Consider the following 21611-nt stretch of genomic DNA (forward strand, 5'->3'; position numbering starts at 1 on the left):
ATGACGCGTTTTGAAGAAGTCATCAACTTCTTGTATGCTCAGTTACCGGTGTTTCATCGGGAGGGAAAAAAGGCTTACAAACCCGGCTTAGGTAATATTGAGAGTCTTTCGGCCCAATTAGGGAATCCGCACGAGGCATTTAAGTCCTTGCATATTGCGGGTACGAATGGCAAGGGGAGCAGTTCGCATTTTATGGCGTCCATCTTACAGGAACACGGCTATAAAGTAGGGCTTTATACATCCCCACACCTTAAATCCTTTACCGAACGAATCAAAATCAATGGACAAGAGATTGATAAACAATGGATTGTCGATTTTTTTGACAAGTACCAGCCTTTATTGGCATCCATTCGTCCCAGTTTTTTTGAATGGACAGTGATCATGGCCTTCCAATATTTCAAGGAACAACAAGTTGATTTCGCCATCATTGAAACGGGTTTAGGCGGTCGACTGGATTCCACTAACATCATCAATCCACTTGGATGTTTAATCACCAACATTGGTTACGATCATCAGGATATTTTGGGAGATAGTCTCACATTAATTGCAGGCGAAAAAGCGGGTATAATCAAAGCCAATACACCCGTTTGCGTGAGTGAAAAGCAGGTAGAAACAACCGCAATTTTTCAAGCGAAAGCTAATTCCGAACATGCTAACCTTCGATTTGCCAGTGAACAGGTACAGGTAGGTGATCCTGAGTTTACTAAAGCAGGCATGCAATTAGAAGTAAGAACAAATACCTGGGGAAAATTTACTTTGGAAAGTCCCTATGCAGGAATTTACCAAGTCCATAACCTGAGAGGCGTGATTGCTTGGTGTGAGCAATTAAATGAATTAGGAATCATTCCATTTGAAATACAAAAAATTCAATCAGGAATTGCTGCATGTCGGAAAAATACCATGTTACGAGGTCGCTGGGAGGTTTATCAGGAAAACCCATGGATTGTAGCTGATACGGGACATAATGAATCTGGGATAACTCAGATATTGGAACAAGTAAAGCAATATCAACCAAAGCAATTAACCATCGTATTAGGCATGGTCGCCGACAAAGACATTGATCGGGTGTTGAAATTATTCCCAAAAGATGCAGCTTATCTATTCACGGAGGCGCAAAATCCTCGAGCATTGAAAGCAGACAAATTGCAGGAAATGGCTAGTCGGCATGGCTTATCAGGTCAATTAGCGGAAAATGTGAATCAGGCCATTGAGCTTGCGCGCAAAAGTGAATCCGATTTTATTTTAATTACAGGCAGCACATATTTAGTAGCTGAAATAGAAGAAACGTTTTGAGTAGACAGAAAACATATAAATACGAATGGGCGGAGCGATTAGAAAATGTAATTCAATCCCCGAAACCATTCTTTTCCGCTTGCCAAGGAAATTGGAATCAGACATACTTTAAGAATTCCAATAAGCTCGTGGTCGAATTAGGCTGCGGTCGGGGAGAATACACGAATGGCCTGGGCAAATTGTTTCCCAACATGAATTTCATTGGTGTTGATATCAAAGGAGACAGATTAGCAGCCGGTGGTAGAGAAGCGGATGCATTAGGCTTAAGCAATGTGGGATTTTTACGCATTCAGATTCAATTCATAGAAGATTTTTTTCTACCGAATGAAATTGATGAAATCTGGATTACCTTTCCGGATCCCCGAATGAAGGATCGAGATGAGAAGAAGCGCCTGACATTCCCATTTTTCCTGGAGAAATATTTACGACTCTTAAAACCGGATGGAATCATCCATTTGAAAACAGATTCAGAACCTTTTTTCGATTATTCGATGGAGCAGTTCCGAGCTCATGGATTACCTATTTTGGCTGAAACCAAAAATCTCTATGAGTCCGAGTGGAATGATGATCATTTTGGAATCAAGACGCGCTTTGAAAAAATTTGGTATGACAAAGGCTTTTCGATTAACTATGCACGCATACAAAACAAAAAAGAGGCCTAGGCCTCTTTTTTATTATTCGAATATGAATTATCCAACACGTGCGATCAAATCAGCAGCGCGAGAAGAATAACCGAATTCGTTGTCATACCAACCAACAACTTTCACTAGGTTACCCATAGCCGTTGTCAATTTAGAATCCAAGATACAAGAGTGTTGGTTTCCGATGATATCAATAGAAACGATTTCGTCAGTCGTGAATTCCAAGATACCTTTCATTGGGCCATCAGCAGCAGCTTTCAAAGCAGCGTTGATTTCAGCAACAGTAGCATCTTTCTTCAAAACAGCAGTAAAGTCTGTTACAGATCCGTCTGGAGTAGGAACACGCATCGCGTTACCATCTAATTTACCTTTCAAGTGTGGCAATACTAAACCAACTGCTTTAGCAGCTCCAGTAGATGTAGGAATGATTGAGTAAGCAGCAGCACGAGAACGACGTAAGTCGGAGTGAGGAGCATCTTGTAAGTTCTGATCAGCTGTGTAAGCGTGAACAGTTGTCATAAATCCTTTTTCGATTCCGAAAGCATCATCTAAAACTTTAGCCATTGGAGCTAAACAGTTTGTCGTACATGAAGCATTTGAAATGATTGTCATATCATCCGTCAAAGTGTCATCATTAACACCTAATACAACTGTAGGAATATCACCTTTAGCAGGAGCAGAGATAATTACTTTACGCGCACCAGCAGTTAAGTGTTGGCCAGCACCATCTTGATCGATGAAACGACCTGTTGATTCTAACACAACATCAATTCCTAAAGCACCCCAAGGCAATTGCTTAGGATCACGCTCAGCGAAAGCTTTAATTACGTGACCATTTACAGTAATGCTATCCGCATCAGAAGTAACAGTTCCGTTAAAACGTCCATGAACTGAATCGTACTTTAATAAATGTACCAAAGTAGCGTTGTCAGTTAAATCGTTAATAGCAACGATTTCTACATTTTCTTTTTCCAATAAACGACGGAAAGTAAGTCGACCGATGCGACCAAAACCATTAATGGCAACTTTAATTTTTTTCATTGAATGAATTAATTTGATTTCCTTATTAAAAATCAAAAATAGCTTTTTCATTGAACAATTCCAAGAATATCGAAATAAAACCGCTATGTAATCGTTTTAAATACACAATTCAACAATTGTAAACGCATTATTTTTATTTAGCTAAATAGACAATTATAATATTTTTAGCTAATTTTAGCTCGGATACGTTTTTTATTCAAGATATTTTTGCATATTTGTATAAGCGAATGTCACACGGATCCAGTGGGGCAGGGGAGTGACAGAATGTCATTTGTCTTTTTTGCTAATTTTAAGCAACAATTTCCTCCATATATTATTTTGTTTAATTTATCAACAAACTGATAATCAGCGACTTAACTAATTAAAGTTTAAGTTAAATTTACTTGTGTTTTTCGGACATAATTGCGTCTCTTGCAGAGAATATCCGTTTTTAATTTCCTAATCCGCTTCGATAAAATCCTATTTATTGGTAATTTGCATCTTCAAATTTTGGATACTTAACATATGAATTCAGTAGAACAGATCATTTTATCGGCGTGGGACGCTCCGGAAACAAGAAATACGCCTGCAGTCGTTGCTGCGATTGAAGAAGTTGTAGCAAAAGTGGATGCAGGAGAATTAAGAACTGCAGAACCATTAGCCGATGGAAGCTGGCAAGTAAATGAGTGGGTAAAGAAAGCGATCGTGATGTATTTCCCGATTCGCCAAATGGAAGTAAGTGAAGTTGGCATTTTCGAATACCACGATAAAATGCGTTTAAAGACTAACTATAAGGAATTGGGCGTACGTGTTGTACCTCCAGCTGTAGCACGATATGGTGCATTTTTGGCAAAGGGAACGATCCTTATGCCATCTTACGTGAATATCGGTGCTTATGTTGACGAAGGAACTATGGTAGATACTTGGGCAACGGTAGGAAGTTGTGCGCAAATCGGGAAGCATGTACACCTAAGTGGTGGCGTGGGAATCGGTGGTGTATTAGAACCACCTCAAGCAGCTCCAGTGATTATTGAAGACGGTGCCTTTATTGGTTCACGTTGTATCGTCGTAGAAGGTGCGCACATTGGCAAAAAAGCCGTTTTAGGTGCTGGCGTGACGATTACAGGTTCATCTAAGATTATTGATGTTTCAGGTCCAGAGCCAGTTGAGTACATTGGATATGTTCCTGAAAACTCGGTTGTTATTCCAGGTTCGATTCAAAAGAACTTCCCAGCAGGTACTTACGGTGTTCCTTGTGCCTTGATTATAGGAAAACGCAAAGAGAGTACAGATTTGAAAACCTCATTGAATCAAGCCTTGCGCGAAAACAATGTGGTAGTCTAAACCAAAATCTCCTTACCTTTATAACCCGGTTCAAACAACCGGGTTTTTTTTATGGAAAATGAATTAAAAATTGGTGAATACAATCACCTACGCATTATCAAGGAAGTACCATTCGGATTATATTTGGATGGTTATGAGGATGAAATCCTACTTCCACTACAGTATGTCCCAGAAACCTATGAAATCGATCAATTCATTGATGTTTTCATTTACCGGGATTCGGAAGACCGCATTATCGCTACTACACTCAAACCCAAAGCAACAATTAATCAGTTTGCTTATTTAGAAGTGAAAGCGGTTACACCTTTGGGTGTATTTATGGAATGGGGATTAGCGAAGGATTTATTTGTTCCTTTCAGCCAACAGTTCCAAAAGATGTCGGTGGGACGCTCTTATTTAGTCTATGTTTATTTAGATGGCCAAACCGATCGGATTGTTGCATCTGCCCGAGTGGAGAAATTTCTTCCCTTAACGGATGGCTCCGAGTTTACAATTGGAGACAAAGTTGACGCAATTCCATTTGAAAATACAGATCTAGGAATTAAATGCTTAGTAAACAATTGTAAAATAGGAATGTTATTTAAAAACCAAGTGTTTACAAATCTAACATTTGGCGAATCGACTCCTGTTTACATTGCTAACATCCGGCCAGATGGTAAATTAGATCTACGCCTTGAACCTGTAGGTATGGTACGTATCGATAGCCAGGCTGAGCGTATTTTAAATGCGATTAAGGATAACAATGGTGTATTAAAATTACATGACAAGAGCCCAGCAGAAGAGATCTACCAAGCATTAGGAATGTCTAAAAAGGACTTCAAAAAGGGAGTTGGCGCTTTATACAAAAGTAAACTAATTGCCTTGCATAACGATTGTATTTCACTTTTGTAAATCACATTTGTCTTCTCGCTTGAATTTGTTTTTGTTAATTTTTGATTTACTTTTGTAATATCATTCGTTTACAAAATACAATTATGAATTTAAGTGAGAAGATAGAATTGTTAATTAAGCGCAAGCAATTAAGCGCTTCACAATTTGCTGATAAATTAGGTATTCCCCGTAGTAGCATTTCTCACATTCTTTCTGGGCGTAATAAACCAAGCTTAGACGTTGTTCAAAAGATTCTTCGTGTATTTCCTGAGATTAGTGCCGAAGACTTATTATTTGAAGATCGTAGCCTAGGTGCCTCGCTTGTTTCGAATGTTGCGAAAGAGCCAAGCCCAGTTGCATCTCCTTCTCTTTTTGATGCCGTTTTACCAACGCCCTCAGAATCGCCCAAAAATAATTCTCCTGAACAAACGATCGTACAATCAAATCTCAGACGTTCTAAAGAAACAGCCGTTTCGACACCCCAAGAAGTGCCGACTGCACCTGTTGTTCCACCACGTTTAGAAAAAACAATCGAGCGGGTATTAATTTTTTATACCGACGGTACTTTTTCGGAGAGTCGGCCGATGTAATTACCCTTTTCCCGACTTATCCACTTTTCCACGACTTATCCACAGTTGTGAACATTCTGTTACAATCGAAATATACTTATCCACATTTTTGTGTGGATAACTGTGGATAATGTGTACAAATGGCAAAATTGTTTACAAATTGATATGAATTTTCTCCAATCAATAAGCCATTTGCCTAATAGAAATGCCTAATTAAATGCTTAATTTTAAACATAATACCCGTTTTTATGCAAAAATTAGACTCATTAAATCAAGTTGCCGAGTTCCATACAACCTTTGGAGCACCCATTTTAGCTAATCCGACTATCCCGAGTGCAGAGCGTTGTGCATTGCGTGTGAGCTTATTACAGGAAGAATTGGATGAATTGAAAGAAGCGATTGCAGCCAATGATTTAGTAGAAATCGCGGATGCTTTGTGCGATTTACAATATGTATTATCAGGTGCCGTGTTGGAATTTGGTTTGGGAGAACGCTTTGTCGATTTGTTCAATGAGGTACAACGCTCCAACATGTCCAAAGCTTGTCAGAGCCTCGAAGAAGCCGAATATACCGTTAAATTCTACCAAGATAAAGATGGTACTGAAGCTGAAATTAAAGAAGAAAATGGCCTTTGGAAGGTGTATCGCAAGTCGGACAATAAAGTACTTAAATCCATCAATTACTCGCCTGCTGATCTAGTTAGCCTCCTGAAATAAATGATCAAAATCCTGCTAATCGAAGATGAACCCAAGACGGTCCAATCCTTAAAACAAGGCTTGGAAGAGAATCATTATACCGTAGATGTCGCCTATGATGGCTTAATGGGGAAACAATTAGCGACGCGAACGTCCTATCAATTGATTATTTCGGACATCATTATTCCTGGAATGAATGGCCTTGAATTGTGTAAATTATTGCGTGCCGAAGGGATACAGACGCCCATATTGATGCTGACAGCATTGAGTACCACCGACGATAAATTAGTGGGATTTGAGGCAGGAGCCGATGATTATTTGGCTAAACCTTTTGATTTTAAGGAATTTTTGGCGCGTGTTAAAGCGCTAATCAAGCGCTCAAATCAAACGTTAATTGAGGCCCAGGTGCTGAAATTCGCCGATTTAGAGTTGGATCTGACCAGTAAAATTGTCACCCGCTCAGGTCAAAAAATCAATTTGACTGCCAAAGAATTCCAATTAATGGAATACTTTCTCCGCAACCAAGAAAAGGTCATTTCGAAAGCTGAAATAGCTGAAAATATCTGGGAAGTAGAAGACGAGGGAAGTTCGAATTTGATCGAAGTATATGTGAATTACTTGCGTAAAAAGGTCGATAAAGGCTTTCCAAGCAAGCTAATCCACACGCAATTTGGGATGGGTTATATATTAAGACAAGAGTAAGATGCAGATCCGTTCTCGCTTGACATATCAATTTACCTACCTGGTTTCTGCGATTCTATTCGTTTCGTATTTGATTATCTATTTGTTTACCCAAGAGAACTACAAGGACAAATTTTATAGTCGGCTGCGCCAAAAAGCCAATACCGCAGCGGAATTGCTGGTGAACGTCAAGCAAGTAGATTCCAAATTATTACGCATCATTGACCGGGCTAACCGTGACATTCTATACCGGGAGAATATCATGGCTTATGACACCTGTTATGAGCGTATTTACCGCTCGAATGACAGTATCAACTTCCATGTGGATGTAAATCGCGTGAAAGAAGTCTTAAAACGCAAGGAAGTACGTTTTGGCGTGGAAGATCTTGAGGTTTTAGGGACAGTATTTGTCACTCCAGAAGGCCGAATCGTCGTTTTTGCAGGTGCTGTGGATCAATATTCTGCAGAGAATGCCAAAGACTTGAAAAACATCCTTATTGCCTTATTTCTCTTATTTGTGTTCATCGTAGTGATATCGGGCTGGTTTTTCGCGGGTAGGGCCGTAAATCCCATTTCTGAGGTCATTAAACAAGTGGATTTACTTTCTCCCAAACGGCTGGAACAACGCCTAGAATCTGCGGATTCAGAAGATGAGATAGGGAAGATGGTGGCGACGATCAACCGATTATTGGAGCGTATCGAGAGTGCTTTTCGCTTTCAAAAGACCTTTATTGCCAATGTTTCGCATGAATTGAAGAATCCATTGACGAAGATTTCCTCGCAATTGGAAGTAAGTTTATTAAATGAACGAAATACGGCGGATTATAAACATACCATTGCATCTGTATTAGAAGATACGCAGGATTTAGCCGCCATTACGGAATCGTTGTTGGAACTCAATAAAATCAGCGTCACCGATTACCAAGCAGGCTTCCAAATCATCCGAATCGATGAGGTAATTTGGGAGGCTCGAAGCTTGGCACAAAAGCTAAATTCTACATATAAAGTGCTTTTTGATACGAAATTCATGCCGGATGATGAGGAGCTATTGATGTTGAAGGGCGACGAGAAATTGATGTTGACAGCCATCAAAAACTTAATCGAAAATGCCTGCAAATTCAGCCCAAATAATCAGGCACAAGTTAGCTTGGCCATCCGGGCGAATCAAATTGAAATTGAGGTAAAAAACGAAGGAAAAGGAATCCCTGAGGCGGATTTACCCTTTATATTCCAACCATTTTTCCGTGGAGAAAATACTGCAAATTCCAAGGGCTATGGCATCGGCTTGTCATTAGTCGAACGAATTATTCATTTACACAACGGACAAATTTCTGTGAGCTCAGCCATAAATGACTGGACAACGTTCAAGGTGAATTTACCAATCAATAAATAATTGGACGTTGGTCGTTGGACGTTAGAATCAATATTGTAGAGACGCGATACCTCGCGTCTTACTAATTTTTACATTTGTTGTATAATTTATATTATGTTAAATAGAAGGTAAAATAAACCTTTGCAAGAGGAAATTAACATCTTATTAGTTCTTAAGACGCGAAGTATCGCGTCTCTACATACAAACGTCTAACGACCAACGTCTAACGTCCAAATAAAAAAAGCCCCAGGAAATTCCTGAGGCTCTTTAACAAACGACTAAAGTCTATCGTCCAAAGTCTAACGACTATTAATCCACTTGCTTATCGATCTTCAACTCACGATAAACTTGCTTCAAAATCTCCTTCAAATCTTCATCTTTCTTCACTTTCAACGCACGCTCAAAGTATGGAATCGCTTGTTGGTACTTCGCTGCTAATTTCTCCTCAACAGCTTTTCCTTCTTTCTTATAGGTATCCATATCCATCGCGTTTACAACACGCTTGATCTCAGCACCTTCATTGAAATAAAATGCACCCATTTGATACAATGCATCATAATAAGCTGGATCAATTGCTAAAGCACGCTCATAGAAAGTTGGCGTTTCTTGCTTCAACGCATCAATTTTACCTGTCAATTCAGCAATTTTAGCTTTATTGGCTGCTTCATCCCCTACTGCCTTCTCTGCTTCTGCCTTCTCCCCTTCTAATGCCTTTAATTCTTCATTATCTTTCGCAATCGAAGCTTCTAATTTGTTGATTTGCGATTGAATAACCGGCTTTTGGTTTGGTTTAACCGTTTTTAATTTAGCTTTTGTACGCTTCAACTCATCGATATATACCTCAGCCTTATCCTTGTGCGAAGCAATTTTACGACGTGCATCAGCCACTTTATTCGAAGCATCTGCAATCTTATTAACCTCTTCTTTCAAGGTATTAGTCTTATTTTCATACAATAAACCCAAATTGAACAAGTTCATTACATCTTTCGGGTCTTTGGCAATCGTTTCTTTTAATTGGCCAATCGCCTGATCGATACGATTGAAAGCGATCAACATATTGAATTTCTCATTCTTCAAATCTTTGCTTGAAGGATAAATTTCAATTCCTTTATCGATCAAAGCTAATGCCTTTTCCTCTTCCTTCGCTCCTTTGTAAATTTGTGCCAAACCATAAATGATAGCCACATCTTTACCTCCAATGTTCATGTATTTCTCATACGCAGAACGTGCTTCAGCATCTTTTTGGCATAATTGAGCCACAACACCTGTATACATCGCAGAGATTGTATCTTTTGCAGCTAATTCTGAAGCTTTCGACATGTAACGGAATGAAGATGTATAATCTTTTCCTTGGTATTTAATAACCCCCATGTTCATCAAAGCACCATAAGCCTTCTCACGACCTTCCAATAATTTCTCCGCATCTTTCGCTACAGAACCTTTTTTGCCTTCTTTGGTATCCAATTTTACCGCCTCAGCAATGTAATCCAATGCCTTAAACGATGCATCCAAATCCGTATTCGCTAATGTCGAATCTGGAAATGATGCCAAATCAAAATAAGCTACCGCACGCTCTAACCATAAACGTGGCTTCGTGGGCGCTTTCTTAACGGCTTCATCTGTCTTTTTAACAGCTTCGACAATACTCTTCTTTTGTGCTTCGACCAAAGCCTTATCCGCCTGCGCGAACGTTGAGCCTGCAGCCATCGCCACAGTAATCAGGGTTAAAACTACTTTTTTCATAAGTTTAGTTAAATTAAAAAAAAGCCCGTACTCGCATACGGGCCTGTAAAATTATTCTTCAATGACTTCCTCCGTTCCTGCTTCTGCTGAACTCTCCTCCCCTGTTTCTGGCGCTGCTGTATCTTGAACAGCCCCTTCAACGATTTCTACTTCTTCCGCTAATTCAACTTCTTCCGGCTCAGGTTCTTTCTCAATTTTAGTTACTGATGAAATTTCATCCGACTCATTTTTCAAACGAATCAATTTCACCCCTTGCGTATTACGACCCATGACACGTAACTCTGCCACACTCGTACGGATCAAAATACCCGCCTTCGTGATGATCATCAAGTCATTGTTGTCATTTACCTCCTTAATCGCAACCAAATTACCCGTCTTCTCCGTGATATTCAAGGCTTTAACTCCTTTTCCTCCCCGGTTTGTCAAACGGTAATCTTCTACCTCAGAACGCTTACCAAAGCCTTTCTCCGAAACAACCAATAATTGTTGAACTTCAGGATCCGACACACAAACCATACCAATCACACGCTCATCCGCTACACTTTCGTCAATCCAAATACCTTTTACCCCCGCAGCGGTACGGCCCATTGGACGAACACGTGTCTCTTCAAAACGTACCGAACGACCGGTATTTGTCGCAATAACGATCTGATTATTTCCATTTGTTAACGCGACATCCAATAAACGGTCTCCTTCGCGAATCGTAATCGCATTGATACCGTTTTGACGTGGACGAGAATAGGCCTCTAACGATGTTTTCTTAATCGTACCGTCTTCTGTACACATCACAATGAAGTTATTATCAATGTAATCTGGATCTGTAATCGACTTCACATTAATCACGGCGCGAATCGTGTCACCGTTTTCAATGTTCATCATGTTTTGAATTGGTCGGCCTTTCGAGTTTTTCGACCCCTCAGGCACCGCATAAACACGTAACCAGAAACACTTACCGCGCTCCGTAAAGAACAACAACCAGTTGTGCATCGTTGCTGAGAACAAATGCTCGGTATAATCATCATCTTTCGTAGCCACCGCACGTGAACCTACTCCTCCTCTACTCTGCGCACGATATTCCGTAATCGGCGTACGCTTGATATATCCTTGTGCAGAAACCGTGATCAACATCTCATCATCCGCGATCATGTCCTCAACCGAGAATTCTTCGTCTGTCATGTTGATTTGCGTACGACGCTCATCTCCATAACGTTGTTTCATTTCTGCTAATTCATCCTTGATAATCTGTAATTGACGTTCTGGTTTTGCCAAAATATCTTCTAAATCATCAATCAATTTCATGATTTCAGCAAATTCATTCATGATTTTCTCACGCTCCATGCCCGTAAGACGCTGTAAACGCATCTCCAAAATAGCCTTCGCCTGAATCTCAGATAAATTAAACTTGCTCATCAATCCCTCCTGCGCCGCATTCGGGTCTTTCGATTCACGAATCAACTTAATTACCGCATCTAAATTATCCAATGCAATAATAAAGCCTTCCAAAATGTGCGCACGCTTACGCGCTTCACGTAAATCATATTTCGTCCGACGAACAATTACCTCATTACGGTGCTCAACAAAGTGATGAATCAAATCTTTTAGATTCAACATCATCGGACGGCCTTTTACCAAAGCCACATTGTTCACACTAAACGAAGATTGTAATGCCGAATGCTTGTACAAGTTATTCAAGACTACATTCGCAACCGCATCACGCTTCAAATCAAACACAATACGCATTCCTTGACGATCCGACTCATCACGAATCTCCGAAATTCCTTCGATACGCTTATCGTTCACCAAGTCAGCACATTGCTTAATCAATGATGCTTTATTTACCATGTACGGAATCTCCGATACAATGATTTGCTCTTTTCCCGTTTTGGTCGTATCAAATGTCGCATTTCCACGCACCACAATACGTCCCCTACCTGTCTCAAATGCATTCTTAATACCCTGAACTCCATAAATAGTTCCTCCTGTAGGGAAATCCGGAGCTTTGATGTATTGCATCAATTCAGGAATCGTAATGTCTCGGTTATCAATGTAAGCCGTAATTCCATCAACAACCTCTGTCAAATTGTGTGGCGCCATATTCGTCGCCATACCTACCGCAATACCCGAAGTACCATTCAATAATAGATTGGGAATCTTCGCAGGTAATACCGTCGGCTCATCCAAGGAATCATCAAAGTTAGGCTGAAAATCAACCGTCTCCTTGTTCAAATCCGAAAGCATTTCATCCGCAATACGCTTCAAACGTGCCTCCGTATAACGCATGGCTGCCGGCGAATCTCCATCGACCGAACCAAAGTTACCCTGCCCATCAACCAATGGATAGCGCAATGACCAATCTTGGGCCATACGCACCATCGTATCATATACAGATGAGTCACCATGTGGGTGATACTTACCAAGTACCTCCCCGACAATACGTGCCGATTTTTTGTACGATTTGTTGTAACTAACTCCTAACTCCTCCATCCCGTAAAGTACCCTACGATGCACCGGCTTTAGACCGTCACGCACATCTGGCAAGGCACGAGATACAATGACCGACATTGAATAATCAATGTACGCCCCTCTCATTTCATCTTCGATGTTGATTGGGATAATATTCGTGTGTAATGACATAAATAATGATTTGATTCGTTGAACAAACCGCCCGCTAAAATTTCTCTTTTCGAAAAAACAAAGCGGTTTTTCAATAGTTACAAATATCATTAATTCTCCCTATTTTTCCAAGAAAAAATTCAGTAAATCAGGAGAAAATAAATCAATTTTCGCAAGCTATAATTACCTTTGAAAATCGTATAAATTAAGAGACTTTGAAAAATACTTTTTACAAGCTTACGCTTGGCATTTTGATCACCTTTTTAAGCGCCCTGTCGAACTATACAGTAGCTCAAACCATCACGCGTGGTCCCTATATCCAAATGAATTCCACGAACGCTGCGCGAATCCGTTTCAGAACCGATGTTGACAGCAAACCAAGTATTATGCTTGGTAAATCGCCGAGTGCACTTAATCGCACAATCAAACAAACGATTTCAACTAAAGAACACGAAATCAGCATTGACTCTTTAACAAGTAATACACGTTATTATTATAAGCTCGTAACCGCCACACAATCTCTTGGCGATTCTACCTACTACTTCCAAACCGCACCTACCAAAGGTTCCAAATCGAAAATCAGCTTTTGGAGCACAGGCGACATGTTTCCAGGCCAACAACAAATTGATACCTACGAAGGCTTCAAAAAGTTTATTGGCAACAAATACACCAACCTCTACATTACCGTTGGCGATAACGTATATATGGGTGCCTCAGACAACGATTTTCAAACAAACTTTTTCCAAGTTTATCAAAATGGTCCCATCTTAAAACAAAGCGGCATGTTTCCCTCTGTAGGTAATCATGATTATGATTACACCTCGCAAAAACAGGACGACCCAAGTATCCCCTATTTTCAAAACTTCACGTTACCATCGAAAGGTGAAATGAATGGGGTTCCATCGAACTCAGAGGCTTATTATTCCTTTGATTATGGAAACGTGCACTTTATTTGCCTCGATTCCTATGCCTACGGAAAAGACAACCAAAGACTATTCGATGGTCCTTCTGAGCAATTAACCTGGCTTAAAAAGGATTTAGAAGCCAATAAACAAGATTGGACCGTCGTATTTTTCCACTACCCACCCTACACAAAGGGATCATACGATTCTGATGCCAAAAACCCAGATGCCACCTACAACAACCGATACAATACCCCCCTATTGAACCTACGAAACCTATTAGTTCCCATCTTCGATAAATACAAGGTTGATTTAGTGCTCACAGGTCACAGTCACGTTTATGAACGAAGCAAGCCATTATTAGGTCATACGGGAACTTCTGACACGTTTGACCCTAAAATACATAATCCATTCTCTTCATCGGGAAAATACAACGGAGACGAGAATTCATGCCCATACCTTTTTGACGCAAACAGTCAAAATGGCACCGTTTACGTCGTAAATGGTGTAGGTGGGGGAACCAAAAGCCCCTTGAGTGATTTCCCACACAAGGCTATGTACTATTCAAATGCAAGTGTTAATGGTTCATTCTACGTTGAAATCGAAAACAATCGTTTCGATGCAAAATTCTTGGATACGAATGGAGAGGTTTTGGACAAATTCACCATTTTCAAAAATCTAAATCTAAAACCTAATACGAATTTGACCCTAGATTATGGTAAAACAATTGACCTAGCTGCCTCATGGATAGGTCAATATACCTGGTCTACGAATCAAACAAGCAACAGCATTACTGTTAATCCAACGAATTCAAGCACTTTCCAAGTGAGTGATCCACAGAAATGCTTCACCGAAAAATTCAATGTTACGGTAACTGCGCCTTTGGGAACTCAAGAATCCCGTGAAATTTTATTTGATCAATTAAGCATCTACAATGTACAAGGCCAATTAATCAAGGAAATTAATCAATCAGGAAAGGTCAATGCTGAATTGATGAGCATTTTACCGCAAGGTGCTTACATCTTCCGCGTAATCTACCAACAACAAGAAAGGGTATTGAAGATAATTAATTAGGATTAACAGATGACTCCCGGACAACGAGTTGGGTTTTCAAGACCTCAATAACAGGTTCTGACGCAGCTGCGCGACCCTCTATTTGATCCAGAATCAACTTCATGGCTAACTTGCCAATTTCCTCCAAGGGTTGCGCGACAGAAGAAATCGTAGGCGAAACAATCGAACAAATAGGTTCATTATTGAAACTCACGATTTTAACCTGTTCCGGAACTGAGATTTTCAATTCACGCAAAGCAACCAATGCCCCCAAAGCCAAACGATCAGAAACAACAAGAATCCCATCAGGCGGATTTGTACTTTTCATCAATTGATGCGTTTGAGAAGTAGCCGTATCTTGAAAATAATCAGAGTGAATGATTAAAGAATCATCTTCTTGAATACCTGCTTCCGCCAAAGCACGCAAATAACCTAATCTACGCTGATTACTCACCGAGACGTTTTTCGGTCCTGCCAAAAATGCAATACGCTTGCATCCATTTTCCAAGAGGTGTTTAACTGCCTCATAGGCTGATTGCTCATTGTCGACCATCACCTTAGACGCATGGATTTCATCACTATCCCGATCAAAGAATACCAATGGAATACCACGGCGTTGCAAGCGCGTAATATGATCTAAATTAACCGTTTCACGTGACAAGGAAATGATAATTCCCTCCACTTGACTTCGAGATAAATTCTGAATATTAATTAACTCACGCTCGAATGATTCTTGCGTTTGGGTAATCAAAATACTGTAACCTGCTTTAATCGCCTCTAATTCAATCGATTTAACAACCGTAGAAAAAAAGTAATAACCCAAATCTGGCACAATCAATCCAATCGTTTTTGTCTTACTTTTTACCAAACTGGCCGCTAGAACATTGGGCTGATAATCCAATTCTGCTGCCAAATCCAAGACAGCTTTTTTCGTATCGGGATGAATATCCGGTAAATCACGCAAAGCACGCGAAACGGTTGCTACCGACACATTCAACTGCTTGGCAATGTCTTTGATTGTAACTTGGTGACGCATAGTTTATATTTTACTCCGAATTTACACGCTTTTTTTGAAATTCTAATTTCTCATAGATTCTATTAACGAAACACTTGACTTCCCTCCTAACATCCCTAATGGCGGCTGCTCCTTCCAAATTTGAATCTCATAGCGTGACATGTCCTTGAATGTCAATTTTAACCGAACTGCAATGCGCTGTGCAACTGTTTCCAACAAATCTACCGGTTCAGCCATCACTTCTTGGCAAATCGTATATATCTGACCATAATCAAAGGTTTGTTCAATCTTATCAAATGACATTACACTCGATTCCTTAGAAACACTAACTGATAGAACAAACCAATTCCCGAGGATTCGCTCCTCCGAAAACAAGCCATGGTATGCAAAAAAACGCACATCCTCCAATCCTACCCTATATTCTTGCATAATCTAATTGATTTCGCCTACTTTTCCACGTGGACCTGTTGTCTTCGCATAGGCTTCCAATACCTTATTCAAAGTTGGCAAACCATCATCCTCAATCGTCGACGCATCTAGATGCTTCCCTTTCTTTACCGCCGGTTTCTTCACAGACTTAGCAGGTTTAGCAGAAGACTTTGCCTTCGCTACGCTTTTTTTCACTGGGGCAACTTTTTTAACGGTGGGCTTACTAGGTTCTGGCTTCACCTCTTCAGGCTTCGACCATGCCTCAACGCTTGATAAGGTTTGTCGGGCAAAATTGGCCAATTGGCCCGCGATTTCAGCCTGGATTCTCTCCAAACGCTTCAACTCACGTGTTTGCTCTTTTACCTCTTGTTCTACTTGACCGATTAACTGCTTGCGTTCATTTTCGATGACTAATTTCGCTTTTTGCGCATCTTTTTCAGCCGTTGCTAATAATGTTTCAGCCTGTTTCTTAGCTCCATCCAAAACCTTCGAGGCTTCTTTCTCGACTTTTTCTTGCCAACTTTTTTGCGCCTCTTCGGCCAATTTCATCGCACGAAACAGGGACGTTTCTACTTCGCGCAAGCGATTCACCTCTTGCTCCAATGCTTGCACCTTTTCAACGAGAACCGCTTGCTGACGATTCATCTCCTCTTCAAAAAGCGCGACTGATTGAACATAATCACTCACTTCTTGAACATCAAAACCTCTAAAACTTTTCGAAAAGGATACCTCTGGAATTTGCATAGAAAAAAGCATTTAGGCTAAAATTATAAAAAATTGTCAATCGATTTTCCAAACCGAAATATTTTTATCGTCCGAACCCGAAACCAATAGGTCCTGAAATGACGTCCAAATCAATCGATTAATCGAATTTTTATGTCCACCATAACGAGCATAATCCAATACCTTCAATAAGTTGAGACTAGATCGCTCCCAAATTTTTATGGTCTTATCCATACTTCCTGTCGCCAAATATTGACCACAAGGACTTATGACTATGGAATTGATGGAATAAATGTGTGCAGGAACTCCTTCACCAATGGCCTCCCCTTTCAAATTCCATTTTCTTATGTGCGCATCTCGCCCCACACTGATTAAACAATCTACATGAAACAAAATGGAAAACACACTATTTGTATGTGCCAGCCAGGCATTTTCGAGGGAAAAATCAGCCTTAAAAACACGAATGTATCCATCACTCGACCCGACTGCCATATTCCCTCCTGGGATTTTGCAAAAACAACGCACATTCGTCTCACCTGATTTAATCCGCTTTTTGATGGCTTGTGCTGCTTGATCGATTACCGTAATGAGACCATCTTGATGTCCCACCCAAACCTGACCATCCATTATTTCAATCGAATAAATCGCTAATTGAGGCAATTGAATCGAAAATACACGGGTTTGGTCGGAAACTAAGATTCCATGGACTCCTTCAAAATTTTGGCCGACCCACAAGATTCCGGATGAATCATCATAAGCCATCGCATAGATAGAGCCACTAATTTGCGCGACAACTTTTCCAAAATCCGGCTTCAGCAGGTTCCATTGAACCACCCAGCCATCTGAACCTGCCGAGAAAAACAAATGCGATTCTGGGCCTTTTGAGAGCGCATAAACGGCACCTCGATGCCCAGCAAATGTATCTATCCGGTCTATTTTCACAATCGACATTAATTATAATTACAAAAATGGTAATTTTACCAGCAATTCAACCCTTATGCCCGAAATTTCATCACAGCTTTCGAATCCCAGCCTTGACACCTATGTCAAACTTTGGAAAATTGAAGAAGCTGCCGATTTCTTTCAAAATTTTCCTGATTCTTGGGCAATGCCCCCAATTAAACCCGCTCAAGTAAATAAATGTCTTGAATCTCTCGCTGCGCGATATTGTCTATGGGAATTAATGAAATCCTTGGAACTATCATCATTAGATTTTTTACAAGATGAGAGAAATCGCCCCTATATAAATCATCCCGATTGGTATATTTCGATCAGTCACTCCTACCCTTTCGCTGCAGCTTGCATCAGCAAAAAGCCATTCACAGGCATTGATCTAGAAAAAAAAGATAGGAATGTACAAAAAATAGCTCCCCGGTTCCTAAATCCCTCAGAATTAAGCAATTGGAAAGAAGATTCTTTGAAATTAACCTTGGCATGGTCGGCAAAAGAATCCATCTACAAAGCCTTTAAGCAACCGGGCTTATCCTTCCAAAAAGCCATCGAATTGCAATTTAACAGCGATCAACTAAACGCTCAGGTTAACCAAGGAGATTCGTTTAACGTTGAATATGAACTCTTTGAAGATTTCGTCATCACCTTGGTCAATCACTAATCCAAGGAATCAATCATATCCGTCAGCTCATCTTTATGCGAATCATCACCTGCTTTTTCATAAGCCATGATGAGATTTCGTAGGACCCGACGAATAATTTCCAGATTGGTACAAGGCTGATAGTACACATCGTTTGGCGTTAAATTTAATTGAGCCAAATAATTATCAATATCGACCTTATTAAAGATTAAACCCTTGTTGAAGACATTGATATAGCATTGCACTTCATCCTTCTTATAGGTCAAAACGAACAAATTAGGCAAATTAACACCATATACTGGGAGTCCTAATTTCTGCGCAATCCACATATAGATAACACAAAGACTGATCGGATTCCCCTTTTTCGTTTCCAAAACAACATTCAGAAATGAATTATTTGCTGCGTGAAAATTCTTCGTATTGGCTCCAAATTTTAACTGATCGAACAAAACGCCATTGATGATCTTTAATTGATCCATCGGATGCAAATTCTCACGAATTTGTGGCCAAACCTCGAAATACAATTGATCCATATCCGCTTTTAATTGCGCAAACGAATATTCCGGAAAACGGTAGGTAGCGACAATCCACATGCCTTCCAATAAATCCATACCACCACTCTCCTTCCACTGCAACAATCGCTGCTTCGTGGAATCGAGTTGGAAATCATGAATCATATTCTCCAACTTACTCTGAACCAAAGGATTAAGACTCAAATTCTCCCATTCGTTTTCTAAAATCGGTATAATTTGAGGGCCCAAAGACCGCATTTTGGCTTCAACCATTTCAACGACCTCCTGATCGGAATCGTCTAGTAATTGAATCATAGCTTTGATTGCGGGTTCTTCCATGGATGCATTTTGATGCACAAAAATAGCTAATTTATAGCGTGTGTCAAATGCCCTAAACATTATTCCCACTATTCCCTTTTTTAAGCTGAAAAATGGGGCTAAATTTGTGGTTGCATCAATGCGAAAAGGCTTATCATGAATATTTTAATCACGGGAGGAGCAGGTTTTATTGGGTCACATACCTATGTTGCCCTAAAAGAACATGGCTTTACTCCGATTATTGTCGATAATTTTTCGAATTCATCTGATTCGGTCATTCGCCAACTGGCCGAAATATGCCAAGAACCGGTAGAATTTGTACAGGGGGACATCAACCTTCCAGAGACCTTAGACACGGTTTTTAGCCATTATAACATTGAGGGTGTCATTCATTTCGCTGCCGCTAAAGCAGTAGGCGAATCGGTTGAAAATCCCTTGAAATACTACCGAAATAATGTTGGGACTACCATCTTATTACTAGAAAAGATGCAAGAATATGGTGTCAAAAACTTAGTATTCTCTTCTTCTTGTACGGTTTATGGCCAACCAGAAACGCTACCGGTAACGGAAAACTCGCCGGTCATGAAGGCATTATCGCCCTATGGAAATACCAAACAAATTTGCGAGGAAATCATTGAAGAAAGTACGCGAGCAAGCCAACGATTAAAATCAATCTCTTTACGCTATTTCAACCCCATTGGGGCGCATAAAAGCGCGAAAATTGGAGAATTACCGTTAGGACCACCCGCAAATTTAATCCCATATTTAACCCAATCGGTTGCAGGATTACGTGGGCCCTTACAAATTTGGGGGACAGATTATCCTACACCCGATGGAACTGCCATTCGCGACTATATACATGTTTGCGATTTGGCTGAGGCGCATGTGAAAGCATTAGCCTACTTAATCAAGCAAAATCAAACACCATTCTACGACTTCTTCAACATCGGTTCAGGAGAAGGCTGTTCTGTTTTACAAGTCATTCAAGCCTTTGAAAAGGCCACAGGTAAAAAAGTCAATTACGAAATCCGCGAAAGACGTGCTGGCGACATAACGTCCGTTTATGCTTCCACGGATAAATCAAATAAAATATTGGATTGGAAAGCCAAAAGAAGCCTAGAAGAGTCATTAAAAGACGCTTGGGCATGGCAAGAAGCAATTTTATAAGTATATGAAAAAACTCGTTATCACCGGCGGTGCTGGATTTATTGGTTCACATGTTGTTCGTTTGTTCGTTAACAAATACCCTGAATACCAAATTTACAACTTAGATGCATTGACCTATGCGGGTAATTTGGCCAACAATGAAGATGTTGCAGATAAGCCCAATTATCATTTCATCAAAGCTGACATCACCGATGCGGAACATATTGATGCTTTATTTGCAGAACATCAGTTTGATGGAGTTTTGCATTTAGCTGCCGAATCACACGTAGATCGCTCTATTTCAGATCCTTTGGCATTTGTTAAAACGAATGTTATCGGAACAGTCAACTTATTACAAGCAGCCAAAAAGCATTGGGCTGGAAATTTTGAAGGGAAAAAATTCTACCACATTTCTACTGATGAGGTCTATGGAGAATTGCACAATCCGGAAGAGTTCTTCTTAGAAACGACGCCTTATGACCCAAGATCGCCCTATTCAGCATCCAAAGCTTCATCCGACCATTTTGTTCGTGCTTTTCATGAAACCTATGGCTTGCCTACGGTGATCACAAATTGCTCAAACAATTATGGGCCTAATCACTTTCCTGAAAAATTAATCCCTTTGATGATTCACAACATCATCAACAATAAACCACTTCCTGTTTATGGAAAAGGCGAAAATGTGCGGGATTGGTTATACGTCATCGACCATGCACGTGCGATTGATACCGTTTTCCACGATGGGAAAATCGGCGAGACGTATAACATTGGTGGTTTCAACGAATGGAAAAACATCGACCTGGTACACTTATTGTGCAAGATTATGGATGAAAAATTAGGAAGAGCTGCAGGAACATCGGTACAATTAATTACTTATGTAACGGATCGTGCAGGTCACGATTTGCGTTATGCAATTGATGCCAATAAAATCATGAAAGAATTAGGCTGGAAACCTAGCCTTCAATTTGCTGAGGGGCTAGAGAAGACTGTCGACTGGTATTTATCGAATGAAAACTGGCTCAATGATGTCACATCAGGTGATTATCAGAAATATTATACGAACATGTATCAAGGAAGATAA

20 protein-coding genes are annotated in these 21611 nt (G+C 40.2%); 12 read left to right on the forward strand and 8 right to left on the reverse strand.

Annotated elements, in window-relative coordinates:
* Positions 1–1293 (forward strand): bifunctional folylpolyglutamate synthase/dihydrofolate synthase, encoded by a 1293-nt coding sequence (locus tag V7S75_RS02990; RefSeq protein WP_459511231.1) that lies wholly within the window; start codon positions 1–3, stop codon positions 1291–1293.
* The gene (gene trmB, locus V7S75_RS02995; RefSeq protein WP_459511233.1) at positions 1290–1955 is read left to right on the forward strand and encodes a tRNA (guanosine(46)-N7)-methyltransferase TrmB; all 666 of its coding nucleotides are present in this window, start codon (positions 1290–1292) and stop codon (positions 1953–1955) included. Before V7S75_RS02990 ends, trmB begins: the two co-directional genes overlap by 4 nt.
* Before the next feature lie 27 nt (positions 1956–1982).
* On the opposite strand, the gene gap is transcribed toward trmB, so the two are convergent.
* A complete protein-coding gene (gap, locus tag V7S75_RS03000; protein WP_377977092.1) occupies positions 1983–2975 on the reverse strand; it encodes a type I glyceraldehyde-3-phosphate dehydrogenase in 993 nt (330 codons plus the stop codon).
* Between the two features lie 504 nt (positions 2976–3479).
* Between gap and V7S75_RS03005 the strand changes: the two genes are divergently transcribed.
* From V7S75_RS03005 to V7S75_RS03030, 6 genes are all read left to right on the forward strand, one after another.
* Positions 3480–4298: a 2,3,4,5-tetrahydropyridine-2,6-dicarboxylate N-succinyltransferase gene (locus tag V7S75_RS03005; RefSeq protein WP_377977093.1), complete on the forward strand. Its 819-nt coding sequence runs from the start codon at positions 3480–3482 to the stop codon at positions 4296–4298.
* 51 nt (positions 4299–4349) lie between these two features.
* Positions 4350–5189 (forward strand): CvfB family protein, encoded by an 840-nt coding sequence (locus V7S75_RS03010; RefSeq protein WP_459511236.1) that lies wholly within the window; start codon positions 4350–4352, stop codon positions 5187–5189.
* 83 nt (positions 5190–5272) lie between these two features.
* Complete coding sequence (locus tag V7S75_RS03015) at positions 5273–5758, forward strand: helix-turn-helix transcriptional regulator (protein ID WP_459511238.1); 486 nt, start codon at positions 5273–5275, stop codon at positions 5756–5758.
* 227 nt (positions 5759–5985) lie between these two features.
* Complete coding sequence (locus V7S75_RS03020) at positions 5986–6453, forward strand: pyrophosphohydrolase domain-containing protein (RefSeq protein ID WP_377977096.1); 468 nt, start codon at positions 5986–5988, stop codon at positions 6451–6453.
* A 3-nt stretch (positions 6454–6456) separates the two neighbouring features.
* The gene (locus V7S75_RS03025; protein ID WP_459511728.1) at positions 6457–7134 is read left to right on the forward strand and encodes a response regulator transcription factor; all 678 of its coding nucleotides are present in this window, start codon (positions 6457–6459) and stop codon (positions 7132–7134) included.
* Position 7135: 1 nt separating this feature from the next.
* Entirely contained in the window at positions 7136–8506 is a 1371-nt protein-coding gene (locus tag V7S75_RS03030) for a HAMP domain-containing sensor histidine kinase (RefSeq protein WP_459511240.1), read from the forward strand.
* A gap of 288 nt (positions 8507–8794) precedes the next feature.
* On the opposite strand, the gene V7S75_RS03035 is transcribed toward V7S75_RS03030, so the two are convergent.
* Both V7S75_RS03035 and gyrA read right to left on the reverse strand, forming a co-directional pair.
* Positions 8795–10228: a hypothetical protein gene (locus tag V7S75_RS03035; RefSeq protein ID WP_459511242.1), complete on the reverse strand. Its 1434-nt coding sequence runs from the start codon at positions 10226–10228 to the stop codon at positions 8795–8797.
* Positions 10229–10279: 51 nt separating this feature from the next.
* Complete coding sequence (gyrA, locus tag V7S75_RS03040) at positions 10280–12862, reverse strand: DNA gyrase subunit A (protein WP_459511244.1); 2583 nt, start codon at positions 12860–12862, stop codon at positions 10280–10282.
* Positions 12863–13056: 194 nt separating this feature from the next.
* Between gyrA and V7S75_RS03045 the strand changes: the two genes are divergently transcribed.
* The gene (locus tag V7S75_RS03045) at positions 13057–14817 is read left to right on the forward strand and encodes a metallophosphoesterase (protein WP_459511246.1); all 1761 of its coding nucleotides are present in this window, start codon (positions 13057–13059) and stop codon (positions 14815–14817) included.
* Here V7S75_RS03045 and V7S75_RS03050 read toward each other — a convergent pair.
* Genes V7S75_RS03050 through V7S75_RS03065 form a run of 4 tightly spaced genes read right to left on the reverse strand, consistent with a single transcriptional unit; the run spans position 14810 to position 17914 of the window.
* Positions 14810–15832 (reverse strand): LacI family DNA-binding transcriptional regulator, encoded by a 1023-nt coding sequence (locus tag V7S75_RS03050; protein ID WP_459511247.1) that lies wholly within the window; start codon positions 15830–15832, stop codon positions 14810–14812. The two genes, V7S75_RS03045 and V7S75_RS03050, sit on opposite strands and share 8 nt — an antisense overlap.
* 42 nt (positions 15833–15874) lie before the next feature.
* On the reverse strand, positions 15875–16240 hold the full coding sequence (folB, locus tag V7S75_RS03055; RefSeq protein WP_459511249.1) for a dihydroneopterin aldolase: 366 nt from the start codon (positions 16238–16240) through the stop codon (positions 15875–15877).
* 3 nt (positions 16241–16243) lie between these two features.
* The gene (locus tag V7S75_RS03060; protein WP_459511253.1) at positions 16244–16984 is read right to left on the reverse strand and encodes a DivIVA domain-containing protein; all 741 of its coding nucleotides are present in this window, start codon (positions 16982–16984) and stop codon (positions 16244–16246) included.
* Positions 16985–17020: 36 nt separating this feature from the next.
* Complete coding sequence (locus V7S75_RS03065; protein ID WP_459511255.1) at positions 17021–17914, reverse strand: WD40 repeat domain-containing protein; 894 nt, start codon at positions 17912–17914, stop codon at positions 17021–17023.
* A gap of 46 nt (positions 17915–17960) precedes the next feature.
* On the opposite strand from V7S75_RS03065, the gene V7S75_RS03070 reads away from it, so the two are divergent.
* Positions 17961–18575, forward strand: a complete 615-nt coding sequence (locus V7S75_RS03070; protein WP_459511257.1) for a 4'-phosphopantetheinyl transferase family protein — start codon at positions 17961–17963, stop codon at positions 18573–18575.
* Here V7S75_RS03070 and V7S75_RS03075 read toward each other — a convergent pair.
* The gene (locus V7S75_RS03075; RefSeq protein WP_459511259.1) at positions 18572–19405 is read right to left on the reverse strand and encodes a transglutaminase-like domain-containing protein; all 834 of its coding nucleotides are present in this window, start codon (positions 19403–19405) and stop codon (positions 18572–18574) included. The two genes, V7S75_RS03070 and V7S75_RS03075, sit on opposite strands and share 4 nt — an antisense overlap.
* A gap of 135 nt (positions 19406–19540) precedes the next feature.
* Here V7S75_RS03075 and galE point away from each other — a divergent pair, with 135 nt between their 5' ends.
* On the forward strand, positions 19541–20551 hold the full coding sequence (gene galE, locus V7S75_RS03080) for a UDP-glucose 4-epimerase GalE (protein WP_459511261.1): 1011 nt from the start codon (positions 19541–19543) through the stop codon (positions 20549–20551).
* A 4-nt stretch (positions 20552–20555) separates the two neighbouring features.
* A complete protein-coding gene (rfbB, locus tag V7S75_RS03085; protein ID WP_459511263.1) occupies positions 20556–21611 on the forward strand; it encodes a dTDP-glucose 4,6-dehydratase in 1056 nt (351 codons plus the stop codon).

Source organism: Aquirufa sp. TARAVU-A1A, assembly GCF_054558675.1.